Source organism: Shimia ponticola (genome assembly GCF_007995215.1).
GTDB classification, from domain to species: domain Bacteria; phylum Pseudomonadota; class Alphaproteobacteria; order Rhodobacterales; family Rhodobacteraceae; genus Shimia_B; species Shimia_B ponticola.
On sequence record NZ_VCDK01000001.1, the window covers coordinates 169,610 to 188,270 of the forward strand.

General features: G+C 59.4%; 22 protein-coding genes and 1 tRNA gene. 14 read left to right on the plus strand and 9 right to left on the minus strand.

Going from position 1 to position 18,661, the window contains the following annotated elements:
• The first annotated feature begins 83 nt into the window (after window positions 1-83).
• Together FE702_RS00830 and FE702_RS00835 are read left to right on the plus strand one after the other, a co-directional pair.
• Window positions 84-1,031: a fatty acid desaturase gene (locus FE702_RS00830; RefSeq protein ID WP_147124322.1), complete on the plus strand. Its 948-nt coding sequence runs from the start codon at window positions 84-86 to the stop codon at window positions 1,029-1,031.
• Between the two features lie 17 nt (window positions 1,032-1,048).
• Window positions 1,049-1,951, plus strand: coding sequence for a DMT family transporter (locus FE702_RS00835; RefSeq protein ID WP_147124323.1), 903 nt, complete (start codon window positions 1,049-1,051; stop codon window positions 1,949-1,951).
• On the opposite strand, the gene FE702_RS00840 is transcribed toward FE702_RS00835, so the two are convergent.
• A complete protein-coding gene (locus FE702_RS00840) occupies window positions 1,935-2,624 on the minus strand; it encodes an NUDIX hydrolase (RefSeq protein WP_147124324.1) in 690 nt (229 codons plus the stop codon). The two genes, FE702_RS00835 and FE702_RS00840, sit on opposite strands and share 17 nt — an antisense overlap.
• A 47-nt stretch (window positions 2,625-2,671) precedes the next feature.
• Window positions 2,672-3,061 (minus strand): DUF983 domain-containing protein, encoded by a 390-nt coding sequence (locus FE702_RS00845; protein ID WP_147124325.1) that lies wholly within the window; start codon window positions 3,059-3,061, stop codon window positions 2,672-2,674.
• A 191-nt stretch (window positions 3,062-3,252) separates the two neighbouring features.
• Between FE702_RS00845 and FE702_RS00850 the strand changes: the two genes are divergently transcribed.
• From FE702_RS00850 to FE702_RS00865, 4 genes are all read left to right on the plus strand, one after another.
• On the plus strand, window positions 3,253-3,738 hold the full coding sequence (locus FE702_RS00850) for an EF-hand domain-containing protein (protein ID WP_147124326.1): 486 nt from the start codon (window positions 3,253-3,255) through the stop codon (window positions 3,736-3,738).
• Between the two features lie 65 nt (window positions 3,739-3,803).
• On the plus strand, window positions 3,804-4,394 hold the full coding sequence (locus tag FE702_RS00855; protein ID WP_147124327.1) for an RNA polymerase sigma factor: 591 nt from the start codon (window positions 3,804-3,806) through the stop codon (window positions 4,392-4,394).
• Complete coding sequence (locus FE702_RS00860) at window positions 4,387-4,785, plus strand: hypothetical protein (protein WP_147124328.1); 399 nt, start codon at window positions 4,387-4,389, stop codon at window positions 4,783-4,785. Before FE702_RS00855 ends, FE702_RS00860 begins: the two co-directional genes overlap by 8 nt.
• The gene (locus tag FE702_RS00865) at window positions 4,778-5,296 is read left to right on the plus strand and encodes a periplasmic heavy metal sensor (RefSeq protein WP_147124329.1); all 519 of its coding nucleotides are present in this window, start codon (window positions 4,778-4,780) and stop codon (window positions 5,294-5,296) included. The genes FE702_RS00860 and FE702_RS00865 overlap by 8 nt, the downstream gene beginning before the upstream one ends.
• 25 nt (window positions 5,297-5,321) lie before the next feature.
• On the opposite strand, the gene FE702_RS00870 is transcribed toward FE702_RS00865, so the two are convergent.
• Window positions 5,322-6,734, minus strand: a complete 1,413-nt coding sequence (locus tag FE702_RS00870) for a diguanylate cyclase (RefSeq protein WP_147124330.1) — start codon at window positions 6,732-6,734, stop codon at window positions 5,322-5,324.
• A gap of 96 nt (window positions 6,735-6,830) precedes the next feature.
• Here FE702_RS00870 and FE702_RS00875 point away from each other — a divergent pair, with 96 nt between their 5' ends.
• Window positions 6,831-7,109, plus strand: a complete 279-nt coding sequence (locus tag FE702_RS00875) for a DUF3572 domain-containing protein (protein WP_147124331.1) — start codon at window positions 6,831-6,833, stop codon at window positions 7,107-7,109.
• Between the two features lie 2 nt (window positions 7,110-7,111).
• Here FE702_RS00875 and FE702_RS00880 read toward each other — a convergent pair whose 3' ends face one another.
• Entirely contained in the window at window positions 7,112-7,561 is a 450-nt protein-coding gene (locus FE702_RS00880) for a MarR family winged helix-turn-helix transcriptional regulator (protein ID WP_147124332.1), read from the minus strand.
• A gap of 76 nt (window positions 7,562-7,637) precedes the next feature.
• Between FE702_RS00880 and FE702_RS00885 the strand changes: the two genes are divergently transcribed.
• The 4 genes from FE702_RS00885 (at window position 7,638) to FE702_RS00900 (ending at window position 11,735) form a co-directional block, all read left to right on the plus strand.
• Window positions 7,638-8,366 (plus strand): HAD family hydrolase, encoded by a 729-nt coding sequence (locus FE702_RS00885; protein WP_147124333.1) that lies wholly within the window; start codon window positions 7,638-7,640, stop codon window positions 8,364-8,366.
• 87 nt (window positions 8,367-8,453) lie between these two features.
• Complete coding sequence (locus FE702_RS00890; RefSeq protein ID WP_147124334.1) at window positions 8,454-10,013, plus strand: trimethylamine methyltransferase family protein; 1,560 nt, start codon at window positions 8,454-8,456, stop codon at window positions 10,011-10,013.
• Window positions 10,014-10,099: 86 nt separating this feature from the next.
• Window positions 10,100-10,687, plus strand: coding sequence for a heme NO-binding domain-containing protein (locus FE702_RS00895; RefSeq protein WP_147124335.1), 588 nt, complete (start codon window positions 10,100-10,102; stop codon window positions 10,685-10,687).
• A gap of 1 nt (window position 10,688) precedes the next feature.
• A complete protein-coding gene (locus FE702_RS00900; RefSeq protein WP_147124336.1) occupies window positions 10,689-11,735 on the plus strand; it encodes a GGDEF domain-containing protein in 1,047 nt (348 codons plus the stop codon).
• A 23-nt stretch (window positions 11,736-11,758) separates the two neighbouring features.
• Here the strand turns inward: FE702_RS00900 and FE702_RS00905 are convergent.
• The 5 genes from FE702_RS00905 to FE702_RS00925 form a co-directional block, all read right to left on the minus strand.
• Window positions 11,759-11,833, minus strand: a tRNA-Glu gene (locus tag FE702_RS00905).
• Between the two features lie 120 nt (window positions 11,834-11,953).
• Window positions 11,954-13,711 (minus strand): single-stranded-DNA-specific exonuclease RecJ, encoded by a 1,758-nt coding sequence (recJ, locus tag FE702_RS00910; RefSeq protein ID WP_147124337.1) that lies wholly within the window; start codon window positions 13,709-13,711, stop codon window positions 11,954-11,956.
• A gap of 68 nt (window positions 13,712-13,779) precedes the next feature.
• Window positions 13,780-14,742, minus strand: coding sequence for a class II fructose-bisphosphatase (glpX, locus tag FE702_RS00915; protein WP_147124338.1), 963 nt, complete (start codon window positions 14,740-14,742; stop codon window positions 13,780-13,782).
• 79 nt (window positions 14,743-14,821) lie between these two features.
• Window positions 14,822-16,108: a homoserine dehydrogenase gene (locus FE702_RS00920; protein ID WP_147124339.1), complete on the minus strand. Its 1,287-nt coding sequence runs from the start codon at window positions 16,106-16,108 to the stop codon at window positions 14,822-14,824.
• 77 nt (window positions 16,109-16,185) lie between these two features.
• A complete protein-coding gene (locus FE702_RS00925) occupies window positions 16,186-16,461 on the minus strand; it encodes a hypothetical protein (protein ID WP_147124340.1) in 276 nt (91 codons plus the stop codon).
• Between the two features lie 96 nt (window positions 16,462-16,557).
• Between FE702_RS00925 and FE702_RS00930 the strand changes: the two genes are divergently transcribed.
• From FE702_RS00930 to FE702_RS00940, 3 genes are all read left to right on the plus strand, one after another.
• Window positions 16,558-17,157 (plus strand): TetR/AcrR family transcriptional regulator, encoded by a 600-nt coding sequence (locus FE702_RS00930; RefSeq protein ID WP_147124341.1) that lies wholly within the window; start codon window positions 16,558-16,560, stop codon window positions 17,155-17,157.
• Between the two features lie 89 nt (window positions 17,158-17,246).
• Entirely contained in the window at window positions 17,247-18,191 is a 945-nt protein-coding gene (locus tag FE702_RS00935) for an NAD(P)-dependent oxidoreductase (RefSeq protein WP_147124342.1), read from the plus strand.
• Window positions 18,188-18,658, plus strand: coding sequence for a hypothetical protein (locus FE702_RS00940; RefSeq protein WP_186826946.1), 471 nt, complete (start codon window positions 18,188-18,190; stop codon window positions 18,656-18,658). The genes FE702_RS00935 and FE702_RS00940 overlap by 4 nt, the downstream gene beginning before the upstream one ends.
• The last annotated feature ends 3 nt before the right edge of the window (window positions 18,659-18,661 follow it).

Below are 18,661 nucleotides of genomic sequence, written 5' to 3' on the forward strand. Positions count from 1 at the left end.
ATGTTGCGTTTAATCACATACGCTGGATTTTGTGAACCATATCCAGAATTGTCTGCCTCTCGCGATCCGGCGAGAGGTGGCGCATGGATTATGCGACAGGAAAACCGAACTCCCCATTTACCGTATTAGGGCGGAACGTTCGGAAGGCTTGGCAGATCAGAGAGGTGGAGTGGCCGACGCTCACGCTGATCCTGATCACATATGTCGTGCTGATCGGGGCTTTGTTTCTTCCTGTTTGGGTGGCGGTTCCCGTTCTGGCCGTTGCGATTGCACAGCATGCATCCTTGCAACACGAGGCCATCCACGGCCACCCATTCAAAGCTCAATGGATGAACACCGCATTGATGTGGCCGCCGCTTATGGTGATGGTGCCTTACCTTCGGTTTTACGACACCCATTTGGCGCACCATAGGGATGCGCGTTTGACCGACCCCTTGGATGATCCAGAGTCGAATTTCCTGGATCAAGCGGACTGGGACGTGCTGCCGCGATGGCTTCAAACCATGTTCAACGCCAATAACACTTTGCTTGGACGCATGATTTTGGGGCCGCTGATTGGTCACGTTGTGTTCATCAGTTCAGACATCCGGGCAATCATGGATGCTGACAGACGCGTGCTGTGGGGCTGGGCGGTGCATGTTCCGGCTTTGGCACTGGTTTTATGGGGTGTTTGGCTGTCTCCTTTGCCCATTTGGGCATTTCTCTTGGCAGCGTATGGGGGGATGGCACTCCTGAAGATCCGTACCTTTGCCGAACACCAAGCCCATGTGCAGGCAGGCGGACGATCAGTGATCATCGAAGATCGCGGGCCTTTGGCACTGCTGTTTCTGAACAACAACCTGCATATCGTGCATCACATGCATCCCAACCTGCCATGGTACGCGCTGCCGGCGAAGTTTCGGGCTGGTCGCGATTTGTACCTGCGGCGGAATGGGAACTATCATTTCAGATCTTATGCCGAGATTTTTGCGCGTTATGCCCTGCGGCGCAAAGATCCGGTGGCGCATCCGCTCTGGAAGCGGGCAGAGTGACGCTTTAAGGCAGCGGCATGGCCGCGTGGATTCCAGTCACTTTATTTGCAGCGCTTGCGCAGACGGTGCGGTTTGTCCTGCAAAAGCAGTTGCGCACAACGGCCCTGTCGACCGCAGGCGCGACGTTTTCGCGGTTCCTGTTTTCATGGCCTTTGCTCATTGCGTTGGCCTTGGGCTATGCCGCATCGCGCGGGATGGACATGCCAAACATCAATCCCGGCTTTTGGGTCTATGGGCTGGCTGGCGCCATCGGGCAGATCACGGCCACGATGTGTACCGTTGCCCTGTTCCAACATCGCAATTTTGCAGTTGGGGTCACGTTCAAGAAAACCGAGGTCTTGCAGACCGTGATGATCGGTTTCGTTTTTCTGGGCGAAACCGTGTCTTGGGGCGCGATGGGGGCAATCCTGATTGGGCTTGTCGGCGTGCTGGCCCTGTCTGACACACCGACTGAAAGCGGAAGTTTCAAAGACAGGTTCCTGACGCCCGCGACCGGGCTTGGGCTTGCCTCAGGTGTGCTCTTTGGAGTGGCGGCGGTCGGCTATCGGGGCGCTGCGCTTGAGTTGGAGGGCGGGGATGTCTTTTTGCGTGCGGCCTTTGGGTTGGCCATCCTGACGCTTTGCCAGACCGCGATCATGACCGTCTGGTTGGTTTTGCGTGAGCCCGGAGAGATGGGGCGCGTTCTGCGCGCTTGGCGTGTGGCCGGTTTGGTTGGGGCCACGTCGATGCTGGGATCGCTGGGGTGGTTCACGGCCTTTGGCCTTCAAAAAGCGGCCTATGTGAAAGCTTTGGGCCAGAGCGAGCTGCTTTTTAGTTTTCTGGCATCCACGTTTTTCTTTGGAGAGCGGTCAACAGCGCGCGAGCTATTTGGAATTGGTGCGCTGTGTCTCAGCGTTGTTCTGATTATTCTGTTGGGCTAGCGCCGTAAATCCGCCGAAAGAGGCTGTCTTCGTCATCATTTTTGAAGAATGGCACCGACGCCGGTGGCCCAATCCGACGAAGGGCGGCAACCTCTGCCAAAACGACTTCGGTGATGAAGGGCAGATTGAAATCGCGCGCCCGGGCGACCGGAATCCATTGGAGATGAGACAACTCGTCAGACGCGGCAGAGAAGTCATCCGGATCAGATTGCAAGCGTGCTGCGTCCATGAGGAAAAACCGCGCATCAAAGCGCCGGGGGCGGCCTGGCGGCGTGATGGCGCGAAAGAAGAAATGCAGGTGCTGCGCGTCTGGGACATGCCCCTTGGCGGCAAACTCTGCCCAGTCTGCAGGTGGCGTGGCCCACGTACCCGGGGCGCCGATCACTTGTCCGGTTTCCTCCCACACCTCGCGAATAGCGGCAGCGGATAAGGCATTGGTCAAATCTGTGCTGCTGTCTTCGCGCAAGCGCGTCGCGCAGGGGTCCGATACTGGCTGTGCAAGGGCGACGTCGGCATCGGCTGCATCGACCGCTCCGCCCGGAAAGACAAACTTGTTGGGCATGAACGCGGCTTTGGCACCCCGTTGACCCATCAGGATTGCAGGCCCTTCTGCCGTGTCACGCAAAAGGATTACCGTTGCGGCGTCGCGGATGGAGGTGGGGTCGGATGTCATTCCCCTTGTGTAGCGCAGCGGCGCATGTGCGCCAGCCCAAAACTGGGTCAGGGGGCAGGATCGGGGTCGGGCGTTCCGCCAAACCCATGCATGCGTCTGGCCCATTGAAAGGCCACGATCAGCCCCTTGAGACGCGGCAAGAGCGCCAGAGCCAGTGCAGTGCAGCCAATGGCGAACACGGCAAAAAGCACGAGCGGCTCAGGGCGAAACTGAACAAAATAGATGTGCAACAGCGGCGCCATAAGGTGACCGACAATCAACATCGTCAGCCATGCCGGACCATCATCAGCGCGTTGATGAGACAGGTCTTCGCCGCAGTGATCGCAGGCCCCTGCCACCGTGAGATAGCCGCTGAACATATGGCCTTTGCCGCAATTCGGGCAGCGGCGGAGAAATCCACGACGGGTGGCAAGGCCAAGAGGACGGTCTTCGATCATGCGGGGCTTGTGCCGCACGGGCGTGATCCGAGCAAGACCGGGCCGCTGCGGCAGATCAGCCAAAAAAAAGATTTCAAAATTTGCGACGGAACCGTTTTGGGGCTGCGTATCAGCTGTGTGATCGACGGGGTTGAGGCCGTTGGTTGCACCTCAAAAGAAATGCTCCTCAGGACAAAGACAAAGGAAAGACAATGAAAACGACAACAGTGATTGCAGGCTTGATGGCAGCGACCCTTGCGTTGACGGCGACCCATGCCATGGCGCGTGGCGGGCACGGCAAAGGGCCGCAGGCGACGTTCGAGCAACTGGATGCGGACGGGTCGGGCGAGGTCACGCAGGCGGAAATGGCGGCTTGGCGTGATGCGCAACGCGCGGCCGCGGATACCGATGGTGATGGGGCACTGAGCCGTGAGGAAATGCTGGCAGCCGCAGAGGCGCGCAACGCAGAGCGTGCCGAGCGCCGGATTGACCGGATGATCGACCGGATGGATGCTAACGGCGATGGCGTCGTTCAGTTCGACGAGATGCCGGAACGCAACGCTGACCGCGCGGCAGAGCGCTTTGCCCGCGTTGATACCGATGGCTCTGGCGGTCTGAGCGAAGCGGAATTTGATGCCGCCAAAGACAAGCGCGCGGGCCGCAAGGGCAAGCGCGGTGAAGGGCGCGACAGAGGCTGACCAAGGCGGCAGGATTTGTCCGGCCCTGCCAGTTGCGGTAGGGCCGGAGAACACGGGACGGAGTAATGGCTCTGGATGCGAGGCCAATATCAGATGCAGGGGTGACCGATGAGGCCCTGTTGGTGCTGTTCGCCAATGGCGATCGCGAGGCCGCGCGTCTATTGACCATCCGGTTGGCTCCGATTGTTCTGTCCCACGCGGCGCGGGTTCTTGGTGATCAGGCAGAGGCAGAAGACGTCACGCAGGAGGCGTTGATGCGCCTTTGGAAGATTGCTCCGGATTGGAGGCAAGGCGAAGCGAAGGTCACGACCTGGCTTTACCGCGTTACTGCCAACCTGTGTACAGACCGGCTTCGAAAGCGGCGGCCAAGCGGCTTAGACGATGTTCCTGAACCGGATGACGGCAGGCCGTCAGTTGCGCAGTCTATGCAAGACGCGGCCCGCGCAGAGGCGTTACAACAGGCGCTTATGACGTTACCCGAGCGACAGAGGCAGGCGGTCGTGTTGCGCCATATCGAAGGTCGTGCAAACCCGGAAATCGGCGAGATTTTGGGAATAAGCACCGAAGCGGTCGAAAGCCTGACGGCCCGAGGAAAACGCGCTTTGGCTGCGGCATTGGCCAATCGCAAGGATGAATTGGGGTTCACCGATGACTGACAAACAAGACCCTTTCAAAAGCGAATTGACCGACGATCATCTTGAAAGCGCATTCGCGGCTTTGCGTGGGCAAGAGGTCAAACCGTCCAACGCGCTCTTGGCGCGGATCATGGCGGATGCCGAAGAGGTGACGCGCGACCGGGCAGCACACGAGACATCTGCTGCAATACCGGATCGCAAAGGGCTGCGTATTTGGGTGCGGCAGATAATGGCGAGCCTCGGCGGCGCACCCGGGGCCGTGGGCTTGGCAGCGATGGCGTGTCTTGGTGTCGGGATTGGACTGAACCCACCCGCGGTGATCGAGGCATTGGAAACCACTTATTTTGGCGTCAGTGATGTCTACGTGCTTGAGATGATCCCCGACCTGCAAGGAGAGCTGATAGATGGCTGATGCTCAATCAAAACGGCCGCGCGTCAGCGGCGGATGGCGGATCGTACTGGTCATATCGCTGGCTCTGAACATCTTGGTTCTGGGTATGGTCGCCGGAGCGTTTCTGCGTGGGCACGATGATCGCCCGAACCGTAGGCCGCCGCCGGTTGGATCCGAGATTGGGGTGGCGCCAATACTAAAGGCGCTGGAGCCAGAGGACCGCCGCGCGATGGGACGCGCGGTGTTTCGCGAGGCCCGCCGAGACCCGGACCGACGGGCTGAAACGCGGGCGCGGCTTGCGGAAATGGCGGCAATTCTACGCGCGGAGCCTGTTGACGAGGCCGCATTGCAAGATCTGCTTGGGCAGTATTCCGAAGACGCGATGGCACGCCATCAGAACATTCAGCGGGTCTTGATCGACACTTTGTCGGCCAAATCACCGCAAGAGCGGGCTGCCCTGGCCGCGCGGCTAGAGGATTTTGCCGAGAATGGCATCCCGAAACGCCGCAAACATGGCGACAAAGACCGCTGACGGCCAAAGACAGATTTTCAAACGTTCAGGCGGCGGCGCGGGCGACCTGAACCTTATTGCGCCCAGAGGATTTGGCCGCATAGAGAGCAAGGTCAGCCTGTTCTATAAGCGCGTGAACCGGGTAGTTCTGTGCGCCGTTGATCTCACTCGGGTCCGCAGGCGCGAATGGCGCCGCGCCAGCATCATACATGGCGAGACCTACGGACACCGAAAGCTCGATCCCGCCGGGGATGAAGTTCTGAACAAATGGGGCCGATTTCACGAGGCCGCAGAGTTGATTTGCCAGAACCGATGCTTCGGTCAGGGACGTCGCAGGGCGTGCGACAAGAAATTCTTCCCCTCCAACCCGTGCGAACAGGTCTTCTGGTGTGAGGCCGCCACGTATCCGCAGGGCGAATTCGCGCAGGACACAGTCCCCGATACCGTGACCAAAGCTGTCATTGATCCGTTTGAAATGGTCGAGATCAAGTAACATGACGGCCAGGGGAGGCGCGGTTGGCTTATCGCGTCCGGTCAGGCGATTGAGAAACGACAGCGCATAGCGGCGATTATGCAGGCCCGTAAGTGGGTCGGTCACAGCCGCCTCAAGTCCCGCGCGGAGCGTGCTGCGGCGGCGTTCAGCGGCGGCGCGGCGATCCAGCAACCGGTCAATGCGCTTTAGGGTTTCGGCTGGTTCAAAGCCCAATGGCATGACGTCGCCGATCCCTGTATCAAGCGCGGTGGCAACCGTATTGGCGCTGTCTTCGCAGCCGATGCCAAGGATTGCGAGAGTCTTGCTTTCCGGCAGTGCGCGAAGTGTCGCGACAAGGTCAAGCCGGGCACGCGCTGATTTTTCGGACAGACCAAGCGCCAAGCCATCAAGCGGTGCAGAGCCTTGCATGGTGGGGATCACATCGGCGGCGGCCAAGCTGACCACTTCATGCCGGGTGCGCTGACGGATTTCGTCAGCCCATATCCGGCTCAATCGGGCGGATTTCGCGACAACACCAATGCGGGCGCGGCGTTTGAAATGCCCGGGGGTTTCCGCCAGACCTAGTGCTGCCGTTGTGCCGGAATGAAGGCCAAGGTCGTCTTGCTCAGCGCAATGGCGCAACAGCGTCCTAACCCGTGCTTGCAGGATCGTTTCGTCGTAGGGGCGGCTGATCACGTCCTCGACCCCTAGCGACAGCATATCAAGGCGCAGCGTGGAGTCGTTGTCGGGTACAAGGGCAATGACCGGTATAGATTGCCCCCCGATGTCATCCATCAGGTCGCAAATCGTGCCGTCCATCAGTTCGTGTTCGCAGAAAATCAGGTCCGGAGGGTTCCCGTGGATCAACCGTCGGGCATCGGCCAAGTTGGCGGCGTGAGCGACAGAGTAATACGCCGCAGCCAATTTAACCTTTAGTACAATCCGGCTGGTGACCACCGGATCAATGATCAAGATACGTCCTGTCATTGCGACTGCCAAACTATTACCTGTTGCCCCAGACTTGGCGGGAAAGTGTTAACAAAGCCTTTCCAATTGATGGCGATTTTGAGGAGGTTTGCCCCCATGAACGCGGAACAAGCGGAAATCCACGCATTTCAGGCTTTGGGATGGTTAACCTCTCAGGAAGAGTTGTTGCCTGTCTTCCTCGGATCGACGGGGGCCGGAGTTGAGGATTTGCGCGCGCGCGCCACCGAACCCGAGTTTCAGATCGCGTTGCTCGACTTCATCATGATGGATGATGCGTGGGTTGTTCAGATGTGTGACACCCTTGGCTGGCCTTACGAGCAGGTGCAAATCGTGCGCCAATCTTTGCCCGGTGGGGCGCAGGTACACTGGACCTGAGATCAGAAGCGGGACAGGTCCGAAGGCTCGCCTTTGCTGAGCTTGCGCAGAAGTCGCACAAGCTCAGTCACTTCGTCATCTTCGAGTTTTGTGGCCAGAACTTCGTTATTGGCCCGAGCCAGCGGCGCACCCTGCCGCAAACGGGTTTCACCGTTTGGCGTCAAAACAACAGACCTTTTGCGCCCGTCGCTTTGCCCACCTGTGCGCGTGATCAGGTCGGCCTGCTCCATTTGGCGCAGGCCACGGGATGTGGCGGTGCGGTCGATGCCTACAAAGGCGGCAATGTCTGAGGGGCCGTCCAATCCTTCGACCCCGACGGCCAGCAGGATACACCATGTCGTTCGTGTAAGGCCAAGCGAGCGAAGACCGTCATCAAGGCGGCGCTCCTGCAGGCGAGCTGTCAGAGACAGATGATACCCAAGCGAGTCGTGAAGGCGGTAATCGATATCCATGCCTCAGTGGTGGCCGAGCCCCCCACCCATGTCAAACGACGCTTGACGGCTACACGTTGTCTTCGCATGTGGGGGCATGACCCAGATAGAAGCGATCCTTTTCGACAAAGACGGCACGTTGTTCGATTTCGATGCGACGTGGACAGTGTGGGCCGGTACAACCATTGTCGGGCTGGCTGATGGTGATCACGGGCTGGCGCAGCAATTGGCCAACAGCATTGAGTACGATCTTAAAAACCAGCAGTTTCTTCCGGGCAGTTCTGTCATCGCCGGAACGATGGAAGAGCAGGCCGCTGCCTTGCTTCCACATTTGCCGGGACGCACAATTGATAACCTGATCGCCGAATTGACGGAACGGTCACTGGATGTCCCGCAGGTCGAGGTCACGCCGCTGATCACGTATTTTGATGATCTTCGGGCGCGTCGTCTGAGATTGGGCGTTGCAACGAATGACGCCGAACTGTCCATGCAGCGACACTTGGAGATTGCTGGTGTCAGTGACTTTCTGGATTTCGCCGTAGGTTTTGATTCCGGGCATGGTTTCAAGCCGATGCCGGGGCAGCTTCTTGCGTTTGCGGAGCGGGTCGGGGTCGACCCCTCGCGCTGTGCCATGGTTGGCGACAGTACTCATGATCTTGAAGCTGCGCAGGCCGCCGGAATGGTGGGCATCGGTGTGTTGACTGGCCCAGCCCGCCGCGAGGATCTCAGTGGCCTCGCTTCTGTGGTCCTTCCTTCAATCGCCGAAATTCCAGCTTGGCTTGATAGTCTGCCGTCCGATGCCGCAGCCGCACCTTTGGGCGCATAACAGGAAAACGACCGGATCGGTCGCATTCTTCTGCTCAGTTTCCTGCGAAAGCCGCTTCAATGACGGTCAACGATAGGGAATGGCGAAATGGCAGACACAGCAGCACCCACTCGCAGACGGCGTTCCGGCGGACGCGCAGGTAATACGCGCGGCAAAGGCCCGGTCATTGATCAAATGCCATGGCGGCTGATCAAGAACACGGATCGGCCAATTGAACCGCTGACTGAAGAGGGTGTGGCAGCCATCCACGATGGCGCTATGCGCATTCTCGAAGAAATCGGCATCGAATTCTACAATGATGAAGGCCGCGAAATCCTGCGTGAGGCGGGGTGTACGGTGGACGGTGACAATGTCCGCATGGGGCGTGACTTCGTCATGGAGATGGTGGCGAAAGCGCCAAGCAGCTTTACCCTGACACCGCGCAACGTGGACCGGGCCTTGACCATCGGCGACAACACCATGACCTTCGGCAATGTCTCATCGCCGCCCAACTACTGGGACTTGGAAAAAGGCAAAATTGCCGGCACGCGCGAAGACAACCGCAATCTGCTCAAGCTGACGCAGTACTTCAATTGCATTCACTTTGCCGGCGGCTATCCAACGGAACCGCAGGACATTCACGCATCCGTCAGACACCTTGATGTTCTGTTCGACAAGCTGACGCTGTGCGACAAGGTCATGCATGCCTACAGTCTTGGCAAAGAGCGTGTCGAAGACGTGATGGAAATGGTACGCATCGCCGGAGGGCTGAGCGAAGAGGAGTTTCAGGCCACCCCGAGGATGTACACCAACATCAACTCGACCTCACCGCTCAAGCACGACATTCCCATGATCGACGGGTGTTTGCGGCTGGCCCGCCGTGGGCAGGCCGTGGTCGTGACGCCCTTTACGCTGGCGGGGGCAATGGCCCCTGTGACGATGTCGGGCGCGGTCGCGCAGTCCCTCGCCGAGGCTTTGAGTGCAATTGCTCTCTTCCAATATGACACGCCGGGCGTGCCTTGTGTGATTGGGACGTTCACAAGCAATGTCGACATGAAAACCGGTGCCCCTGCCTTTGGAACGCCCGAATACATGCGTGCGACCCAGATGACCGGTCAGATGGCACGGTTCTATGGCTTGCCAGTGAGGTCGTCGGGCGTGTGCGCGGCGAATGTCCCAGACGGGCAGGCAATGTGGGAGACGTCAAACAGCCTTTGGGCCGCTGTCCAATCGGGCACCAATATGGTCTATCACGCAGCCGGTTGGCTTGAGGGTGGTCTGATCGCCAGCCCCGAAAAGTTTATCATGGATTGCGAAGTCCTGCAGATGATCCAACGCTATTTTGAACCAGCGACCTACGCAACTGGCCCCGAGGACATCGCCGTCGATGCGATCAAGGATGTCGGCGCGACGGGCCATTTCTTTGGGATCGAACATACTCAGCAGCGCTACGAGACTGCGTTTTATCAGCCGATCATTAGCGACTGGACCAACTTTGAAGGGTGGGAGATCGCTGGCGGTACGTGGACCGCTGAGCGGGCGCATAAGAAGTTCAAGGAAATCATCGCGACCTTTGAAGAGCCGCCGATGGATATCGCAATCCGCGAGGAACTCGCTGATTTCGTAGCACGCCGTAAGGCCGAAGGCGGAGCGCCGACCGACTTTTAATCAAACCCTCCAAAGGCCGTTCTGCGGGCTTCGGGGTTTGTTAAACCTTGCCCGGCACATCATCCGACAAAGATCGGGAGAGTGCTATGCACGGCCTCATAAATCGCGCGATCCAGTGTTTTCTGCGCGATACCTATGGTGACGATGTCTGGGACAAGATCATGCAGCAGGCTGATCTTGGGTACTCTAGCTTTGAATCCATGCTGATCTATGAAGAAAGCGTCACCTTCAGGGTGCTGGAACTTGCCGCGCAGGCGTTGCGCAAATCGCCCGATGATCTTCTGGAGGACTTGGGAACCTATCTGGTCAGCCATGACAACGTCGAAGCTCTGCGGCGTTTGCTGCGGTTTGGCGGCGTGGACTTCGTTGAATTCCTGCATTCACTCAACGACTTGCCAGATCGGGCGCGGTTGGCCGTACCGGACCTGTTTTTGCCCGAGCTGACGCTGGAGGAACCCAACGAAGGAGAGTTCCGGCTGCGTTGCGCAGCCCATTATCCAGGTTTTGGGCATGTGATGGTGGGCGTCATTCGCGCGATGGCGGATGATTACGGCGCCTTGGCCTTTACCGACTACGTCGGTGCCGATGCCGAGGATGAGGTCATTTCGATCATGCTGCTCCAAGAGGATTTCGCGGCAGGTCGGAGTTTCGAATTGGCACAGAAGGCCGGATAAGATGTTGGACCAGACACTCAGTGCCGGCGGATTGGATGTGTTGTGTCCGATGCATGTTGCCATTGATGCGCAGGGCAGGATTAAGCATGTCGGGCCGACGGTTTCAAAACTTGCGCAGGGGCATTCGATGATCGGCGACAGGTTCTGTAATGCGTTCGACCTGATCCGTCCCAGCGGCGTGCGCGATGTTGCAGACCTGTTGTCCTATTCGGGGCGGTCGCTGCAATTGCGGATGCGGGATCGGCACCAGACTCGGCTGAAAGGCGTGGTCGTCCCACAGGGCGATGGTGCCTTGATCAACATGAGCTTTGGTTTCTCTTTGGTCGATGCCGTCGGGCATTATGCACTGACGAGCGCGGATTTTGCGGCCACCGACCTGACCATCGAAATGCTCTATCTGGTCGAAGCAAAATCGGCCGCGATGGATGAAAGCCGCGCGCTGAATTCGAGGCTACAGGGGGCCAAGATTGCCGCAGAGGAACAGGCCTTTACAGACACGCTGACCGGCCTGAAAAACCGGCGCGCGTTGGATCATGTCATGGGGCGACTGATTGCGATGCGTGAGTTGTTTTCCTGCATGCATGTCGATCTGGATTACTTCAAATCCATCAACGACACGCTGGGCCACGCCGCAGGGGATCATGTGCTTCAGGTCGTTGCGCAGGTTCTCGTCTCGGAAACCCGGGCGCAGGACACGATCGCCCGCGTGGGCGGCGACGAATTCGTGATTCTTGTGCATGGCATGGATGACCCTGAGACACTGAACGCGATTGCCCGCCGGATCATCGACAAGCTGGAAGACCCGATTCCCTTTGAAGGACATTTCTGCAGGATCTCGGGATCAGCAGGGACGTCATGCTCTAGCAGCTATGCAGCCCCAGAAGCAGATACGATACTGCACCATGCGGACGTTGCGCTTTATGCGTCGAAGAATGCGGGGCGGGGAAGGCATACACTATTCAGTGACGCACTGCTTCGGCTGGATACGACCCAGCCCACCGGAGACAGGGGCGCAGCGCACCCTGAGGCGGATTTTACACGGTTTTGATGTCAGGGAACGAAAAACGCCGATGGTACTCCGTAGGGGAATCGAACCCCTCTTTCCAGGTTGAAAACCTGGCGTCCTAACCGATAGACGAACGGAGCACATCGGCGTGTGCGGTGCTATTTAGGAAAACCGTGCAGGGGTCGCAAGCGGTTTTTTGGCCCATCTGGTCGCAATTTTCGCTTTTTCTTCGTGACGGTACGGAACGGCGGTGCGCAGGTTCAGGTCTGTGCAGGCGCGGCATCCTCGACACGCATTTGTACCCGTTGCCGCCCACCCCATGAATTTACTTCAAGGCGTCCGGCAATATGAAAATGGCTGCCTTGGCCGTCGGTCAATGCCTGTCCAAGATCGCTCTCAAAGGCACCGAAGGCGATGGCGTCCAAGGTTGTTCCGGCATCATCGCGCAGAGTGAGTTTCAGGTGGCTTTCACCTACGCGTTTCGCAAACCCGATGCGGATGGAAGGCAGTACGAAGCGTGGTGCCGGGGCGCTTGCCCCAAATGGACCAACGGTATCAAGCTGCTCCAACAGGCTGACGGTTGCGGCCCCCGGCATAACCGCAGCGTCGCAGCGCAAATCCACAGGTCCACGGGCATCGGCCCCTTGCTTTGCCAAAAGCTCGGACAGGCGCTGCATGGCCGGTTCAAGTTGGGCACGCGTGACGGTCAAGCCAGCAGCCATCTTGTGACCACCGCCTTTTTCAATCAGCCCGTCCATGGCGAGCCTTTGGATCGCCGCACCCAGATCAACGCCACTGACGGATCTGCCAGAGCCTTTGCCGATATCGTCCTCAAAACCGATCACGATCGACGGACGATTTGCCTTTTCCTTGAGCCGTGAGGCCACGATCCCCACCACGCCGGGATGCCAGCCGTCTCCTGAGGCCCAGACCAAGGGAGCGTCAAAACCGCGATCTTCGGCTTGTTCAATCGCTGCCGCACGAACGGCGGCCTCGACCTCGCGGCGTTCACTGTTGAGCGTTTCCAGCCGTTCCGCGAGAGCGGCGGCTTCGTGCGGGTCTTCGGTCGACAAAAGACGCGCGCCCAGATCGGCCTGTCCAATCCGCCCTCCCGCATTGATCCGCGGGCCAAGCACGAACCCAAGGTGGTAGGGTGTTGGTGCGGTATCAAGGCGCGCTGTATCGGACAGAACGCGCAGCCCCAGACGTTTGCGCTGGGCCATGACTTTGAGGCCTTGGCGGACAAAGGCACGGTTGATGCCTATAAGGGGGGCGACATCAGCCACCGTCGCCAACCCGACGAGATCGAGCATCGACATAAGGTCAGGACCTTTGGTGCCGTTCTCCCGCAACTGGCGACCGCATTCGACCAGCATCAGAAAGACAACCGCTGCCGCACAGAGATGAGCCAATTCGCCCGATTCATCCTGCCGGTTGGGGTTCACGACGGCATGTGCATCGGGCAGGGTCTCGCCGCCTAGGTGGTGATCCAGAATGATCACGTCCGCCCCTTTGGCGGCAGCAATGGCGTCATGGGATAACGTTCCACAGTCCACGCAGACGATCAGGTCGTGGTCGCGTGCCAAGGCCGACATGGCAGGCGCATTGGGGCCGTAGCCTTCGTCAATGCGGTCTGGGACATAAAGCGTTGCGGGCAGACCCATCTGCCGGAGCCACGTGATCAGCAGGGCAGCAGACGTTGCGCCATCAACATCATAATCAGCAAAGACGGCGATCTTCTCGCGCTTGCTCACGGCGGACAGGAACCGTTCGGCGGCGCGCTTCATGTCTTTGAGGTTACGCGGGTCTGGCAACAAATCCCGGAGCGACGGGGCAAGGAACTGTTCGACTTGCTCCGCCTCGACCCCGAGGCGGGCAAGAATGGCACAGACTGCAGGCGGATGCCCCGTCATCTGCGCAAGGTGCTGTGCCTGCCGGTCATGCGCCACGCTGGGTCCGACCCAGCGTTTGCCGGTCAAAGAGGATTCGACATTCAAAAAGGCAGGCACGGCAAGCATCGGTGCATCATATCTGGTAGGAGTTGTGAGAGACCCTACCAGATACGGGACACCTGCGGCAACGCCGATCAGACGGGGTTGCGGTAGATCATGCGCCGGATTGAACCGGTTTTGGAGCGCATCAGGATCGTTTCGACCGTGACGTGGCCAACCTCGCGTTTGATGCCGGGCATCAGCGAGCCATCGGTCACGCCGCTGGCTGCAAAGATCACATCCGATTGCACCAGCTCGTCGCGATCATAGATGCGGTCAAAGTCGGTGATGCCAGCGCGCGTAGCGCGGGCCTTTTCGTCATCATTCCGGAAAATGAGGCGACCAAAGAACTGACCACCCATGCATTTCAGCGCCGCAGCGCCCAGCACACCTTCGGGCGCGCCGCCGATGCCCATATACATGTCGATGCCCGTCAGGTCAGGTTCGGCGCAGTGCATGACGCCGGCGACGTCTCCGTCAGTGATCAGCCGAATGGCGGCGCCTGTGCCTCGGACTTCTTCAATCATCTCGGCATGGCGGTCGCGATCGAGGATACAGCAAGTGATATCTTCCGTTGAACATGCCTTGGCGCGGGCCAGCCGGCGGACCCGCTCGGCAGGCGTCATGTCCAATGTCACTGTACCCGGCTTGAAACCCGGGCCGATTGCCAGTTTTTCCATGTAGGTGTCAGGCGCATGCAGCATCGAGCCGCGCGGGCCCATCGCGATGACGGTCAGCGCGTTTGGCATGTCATTGGCCGTCAGCGTGGTGCCTTCCAGCGGATCGAGTGCGATGTCCACGCCCGGACCTTTGCCGGTGCCGACCTCTTCGCCGATATAGAGCATCGGGGCTTCGTCGCGTTCGCCTTCGCCGATCACGACCACACCCGAGATGTCGAGTTTGTTCAGCTGTTCGCGCATGCCTGCGACGGCCGCAGCATCAGCGGCCTTTTCATCACCACGTCCGATAAAGTCCGCCGATGCAATCGCGGCGGCCTCGGAAACGCGGGCCAGACCGAGCGACAGCATGCGATCATGAAATTCGGGAATCTCGGCCATGGAAAAGGTCCTTCTTGACTAGGCGGAATAGCGTTGCCGTTCGTTGGCACGCGTCGCAAGTCGGTGCAAGTTGTTTGCGCTAGACCTGTTCGATCCGAAGTGTCACGGGCGGTTCAGCGATGACATCGATGGCATCAAACGCTTTGCGCGCGGCATCAATCGCGGCGCGCGTCGTCTTGTGCGTGACGATGAGGACCGGTGCCGTATCATCCTGATGGCCGTACTGGCGCATCCTGTCGATTGAAATCCCGGCCTCTCCCAGAACAGTTGCGACCTTGGCCATTGCGCCCGGTTTATCCAACAATTGCATGCGCAGATAATAGGGCGCAGGCGTCACAGCCTTGGCCGGGGTTGCTTGCGTCAGGCGTGTAGCCGGTTGGCCAAAGGTCGCCACGCGGATGCCGCGCGCGATGTCCAGAATATCGGACATCACGGCACTTGCCGTCGGGCCTTCGCCCGCTCCGGCACCGCGCAACACGATCTGGCCAACGTGGTCGCCTTCGAGCACGACCATGTTGGTGCCGCCGTCGAGTTGGCCCAAGGGCGAGGTGTCAGGCACGAGGCAAGGGGACATGCGCTGTTCAAGGCCACGGCCGGTCAACTGGGCAACGCCCAAGAGCTTGATCTTGTAGCCCATGTCGGCGGCTTGGCGGATGTCTTCGATGGTGATCCGGTCGATGCCTTCGAGCTCCATCGCGTCAAAGGCGACCTGTGTTCCGAAGGCAATCGAAGCAAGGATGGCGAGCTTGTGGCCCGCGTCGATGCCGCCCACATCCAGTGTCGGGTCCGCTTCGAGATATCCCAGCGCATCGGCCTCGGCGAAGACCTCGTCATAAGGTAGGCCCGCGCTTTCCATGCGGGTCAGGATGTAGTTGCAGGTCCCGTTCATCACGCCCATGACGCGGGTGATTTCATTGCCTGCCAACCCTTCGGTCAACGCCTTGATGACCGGAATACCGCCTGCCACGGCGGCTTCATATCGAAGCACGCGCCCTGCCTCTTCGGCAGCAAGTGCCAAGGCCTGACCGTGGATGGCCAGCATGGCTTTGTTTGCTGTCACAACGTCTTTGCCTGCGGCCAGCGCCGCCTCTGTTGCGGCTTTTGCCGGGCCGTCGGAGCCGCCCATCAATTCCACGAAAACGTCTACGTCATCACGGGTCGCCATGGTGACAGGGTCGTCTTCCCAGTCATAGTTTTGCAGTGACACGCCGCGATCCTTGTCGCGGGAGCGGGCCGACACGGCGACGATCTGCACGTCGCGCCCTGTGCGCGCCGAGATCAGAGCGGCGTTTTGGCGGACCATCTTGATCACGCCGACACCAACGGTGCCGAGGCCAGCGATTGCAAGTCGCAAAGGGGTAGTCATGGGCAACGCTCCGATCTTGTGCGCGTCTTCTTTAGGTTGGGTAGGGGGGCAGTGCAATCCGAACGCGGCTGGTTCTGTCAGGGCCGCGTGCGGTTGTCGCGGATGCGCGCGCGTAAATCCGGGCTTAGGACCGATCTGCGCCGCAAGACGTCCGCACGACGCGACAGGGCAGCCGCGCGCGTCGCAAGCGGGTCGGTGACGACTTGGTCAGCCGGTTGCGTCGTGTTGTCCATGTCGTCGAGTTCGATGAACGGGACGTAATCGGCGTCTGCGACTTCTGGGCTGATCGTGCCGTCAAGCGCGGGAAACTGCGTACACCCCGCACAGAGCAAGATCAGAACAAAGCGTTGCATGGCACATCCTCTTTCGCGCTCAACCTAGGCCGGGGGGCTTGCGTCATGCAACCAAAGCCGCTTTTTTGAACGGGTGTTCAGATAAATCGGCGGATTATGGCGCGCAAGACCGGTTCACATTCCGACATCACAGGCCCCAAGGTGCAGGACGCTGCGCTGCGATTGTTCGCCCGGGACGGGTTTGCTGCGGTGTCGATGCGCCAGATCGCCAGCGAAGTCGGCGTGCAGGCGGGCGCTCTCTATAACTACACGCCCGACAAACAGACGCTTTTGTTCAGTCTGCTTAAGGGGCATATGGACGAGCTGTTGTCCCAGAGCCCAGACGCCATTCCCAGCCATCTATCAGCCGATCAGGCGTTGGCGGCGTTTGTCGAATTCCACATCACCTATCACATTGACCGGTCCGATCTTGTCTTCATTTCCTACATGGAACTGAGATCGCTTGAGCCCGCAAATTTCGCCCGCATCGAGGCCGCACGGCGGGCCTATGAGGACCAGCTTGAAGCGATATTGCGCCGCGGGCAGGCGGACGGGGTGTTTCGGATCGAAGATAGCAAGCTGGCCACGCTTGCTCTGATTGCCATGCTGACGGGTGTCACCAACTGGTTCCGGCGGGGCGGGCGGCTTCAGATCGACGACGTGACGCGCCACTACGTTCAGATGGCTTTGCGGATCGTCGGAGCCGATAAGCAATAGCGGCAAAAGCTTTGCAGGTATGTCGCGGATAGGGTGGACGTGCCGCTGAAGCGCCAGGGATGGTTCTCTGAAAGCGCGAAGGGGACAACATGCACATTGGTTTCATTGGATTGGGAAATGTCGGCGGGAAACTTAGCGGTTCGTTGATCCGCAACGGGCATGACGTGAGCGTACATGATCTGAATGATGAACTGGTCGCTCAGTTCGTGGCCATGGGGGCCAAGGCCGCGCAATCGCCAGCGCAATTGATGCGGGACTGCGATGCGGTGATCACCTGTTTGCCCAGTCCGGCGGCGTCGGATGCGGTGATGCAAGAGATGCTGCCGCAGGTTGGTCCGGGGAAAATCTGGATGGAAATGTCGACCACGGACGCCGAAGAGGTCGCGCGGCTGGGCGCTTTGGTCATCGAAGCAGGCGGCGCGGCTGTCGATTGCCCGGTTTCAGGAGGGTGTCACCGCGCAGCGACGGGCAACATCAGTATTTTTGCAGGATGCGACCGCGAAACCTTTGAACGTATTCTGCCGCTTTTGACATCCATGGGGCGTCGGGTGCTGCACACGGGCGACCTTGGTTCGGCCTCCGTTCTCAAAGTCATCACCAACTATCTTGCAACCGTGAACCTTGTCAGTTGCGCCGAGGCGCTGACTGTCGCCAAAGCAGCGGGGATGGATTTGTCGACCGCCTATGAGGCGATTGCGATTTCGTCCGGCACGTCGTTCGTTCATGAAACCGAAAGTCAGGTGATCCTCAACGGATCGCGTGACATCAGCTTCACCATGGATCTTGTGGCCAAGGACATTGGCCTGTTCCAAGCCGTGGCAGACAGGGCAGGGGTGCCCGTTGAGCTCAATCCGGAACTGATCCGCATCTTCAACGAGGGGATTGCGCGGTTTGGGCCTCGGGAATTGTCGCCAAACATCATCAAGCGCTTGGAAGAGGCGACCGGTCTTGATATCCGCGCGCCGGGCTTTCCGCCGGAAATGACGGATACCGAGCCCGAAGAACCTGGATATGAAGTGATACCCAACAGATGACAGACCCAATCCTTGCCCAACTGCACCCTTCTCCTGGACGGCGCGTATTTGCGGCAAGTGTGCTGGGTCTTTTGGGCATTTTGCTGGTCTGGATGGCAGTGTCTACGCCGGCTGATCTTGGGTTGCGGCTCTTCCTCGGCCTGGCAGGGTTCGGCGCGCTTTATGTGGCGCAGTGGCTGTGGCGTGCGACGTCCCGCGGGGTGGAACTGACGGCGCAGGAACTGCGCGAGACGGGCGGCGCGGTCATTGTCACCGTCGATCAGATGCGCGCGGTCGAGCGCGGACCGTTCGCCTTTAAACCGTCAAACGGGTTTTTGCTGCGCGTCTCAGAAAAACAGCCCCGGGCGTGGGCGCCGGGGCTGTGGTGGAGACTTGGAAAGTCGATTGGTATCGGCGGCGTCACCCATGGCCATGAAGGCAAGGCAATGGCCGAAGCAATTCAGATGCTGATCAACACACGCGATTGATAT

Coding starts and splice junctions, on each gene's coding strand:
- FE702_RS00830 (WP_147124322.1), top strand. CDS start 84: ATGGATTATGCGACAGGAAAACCGAACTCCCCATTTACCGTATTAGGG.
- FE702_RS00835 (WP_147124323.1), top strand. CDS start 1,049: ATGGCCGCGTGGATTCCAGTCACTTTATTTGCAGCGCTTGCGCAGACG.
- FE702_RS00840 (WP_147124324.1), bottom strand. CDS start 2,624: ATGACATCCGACCCCACCTCCATCCGCGACGCCGCAACGGTAATCCTT.
- FE702_RS00845 (WP_147124325.1), bottom strand. CDS start 3,061: ATGATCGAAGACCGTCCTCTTGGCCTTGCCACCCGTCGTGGATTTCTC.
- FE702_RS00850 (WP_147124326.1), top strand. CDS start 3,253: ATGAAAACGACAACAGTGATTGCAGGCTTGATGGCAGCGACCCTTGCG.
- FE702_RS00855 (WP_147124327.1), top strand. CDS start 3,804: ATGGCTCTGGATGCGAGGCCAATATCAGATGCAGGGGTGACCGATGAG.
- FE702_RS00860 (WP_147124328.1), top strand. CDS start 4,387: ATGACTGACAAACAAGACCCTTTCAAAAGCGAATTGACCGACGATCAT.
- FE702_RS00865 (WP_147124329.1), top strand. CDS start 4,778: ATGGCTGATGCTCAATCAAAACGGCCGCGCGTCAGCGGCGGATGGCGG.
- FE702_RS00870 (WP_147124330.1), bottom strand. CDS start 6,734: ATGACAGGACGTATCTTGATCATTGATCCGGTGGTCACCAGCCGGATT.
- FE702_RS00875 (WP_147124331.1), top strand. CDS start 6,831: ATGAACGCGGAACAAGCGGAAATCCACGCATTTCAGGCTTTGGGATGG.
- FE702_RS00880 (WP_147124332.1), bottom strand. CDS start 7,561: ATGGATATCGATTACCGCCTTCACGACTCGCTTGGGTATCATCTGTCT.
- FE702_RS00885 (WP_147124333.1), top strand. CDS start 7,638: ATGACCCAGATAGAAGCGATCCTTTTCGACAAAGACGGCACGTTGTTC.
- FE702_RS00890 (WP_147124334.1), top strand. CDS start 8,454: ATGGCAGACACAGCAGCACCCACTCGCAGACGGCGTTCCGGCGGACGC.
- FE702_RS00895 (WP_147124335.1), top strand. CDS start 10,100: ATGCACGGCCTCATAAATCGCGCGATCCAGTGTTTTCTGCGCGATACC.
- FE702_RS00900 (WP_147124336.1), top strand. CDS start 10,689: ATGTTGGACCAGACACTCAGTGCCGGCGGATTGGATGTGTTGTGTCCG.
- recJ (WP_147124337.1), bottom strand. CDS start 13,711: ATGCTTGCCGTGCCTGCCTTTTTGAATGTCGAATCCTCTTTGACCGGC.
- glpX (WP_147124338.1), bottom strand. CDS start 14,742: ATGGCCGAGATTCCCGAATTTCATGATCGCATGCTGTCGCTCGGTCTG.
- FE702_RS00920 (WP_147124339.1), bottom strand. CDS start 16,108: ATGACTACCCCTTTGCGACTTGCAATCGCTGGCCTCGGCACCGTTGGT.
- FE702_RS00925 (WP_147124340.1), bottom strand. CDS start 16,461: ATGCAACGCTTTGTTCTGATCTTGCTCTGTGCGGGGTGTACGCAGTTT.
- FE702_RS00930 (WP_147124341.1), top strand. CDS start 16,558: ATGGCGCGCAAGACCGGTTCACATTCCGACATCACAGGCCCCAAGGTG.
- FE702_RS00935 (WP_147124342.1), top strand. CDS start 17,247: ATGCACATTGGTTTCATTGGATTGGGAAATGTCGGCGGGAAACTTAGC.
- FE702_RS00940 (WP_186826946.1), top strand. CDS start 18,188: ATGACAGACCCAATCCTTGCCCAACTGCACCCTTCTCCTGGACGGCGC.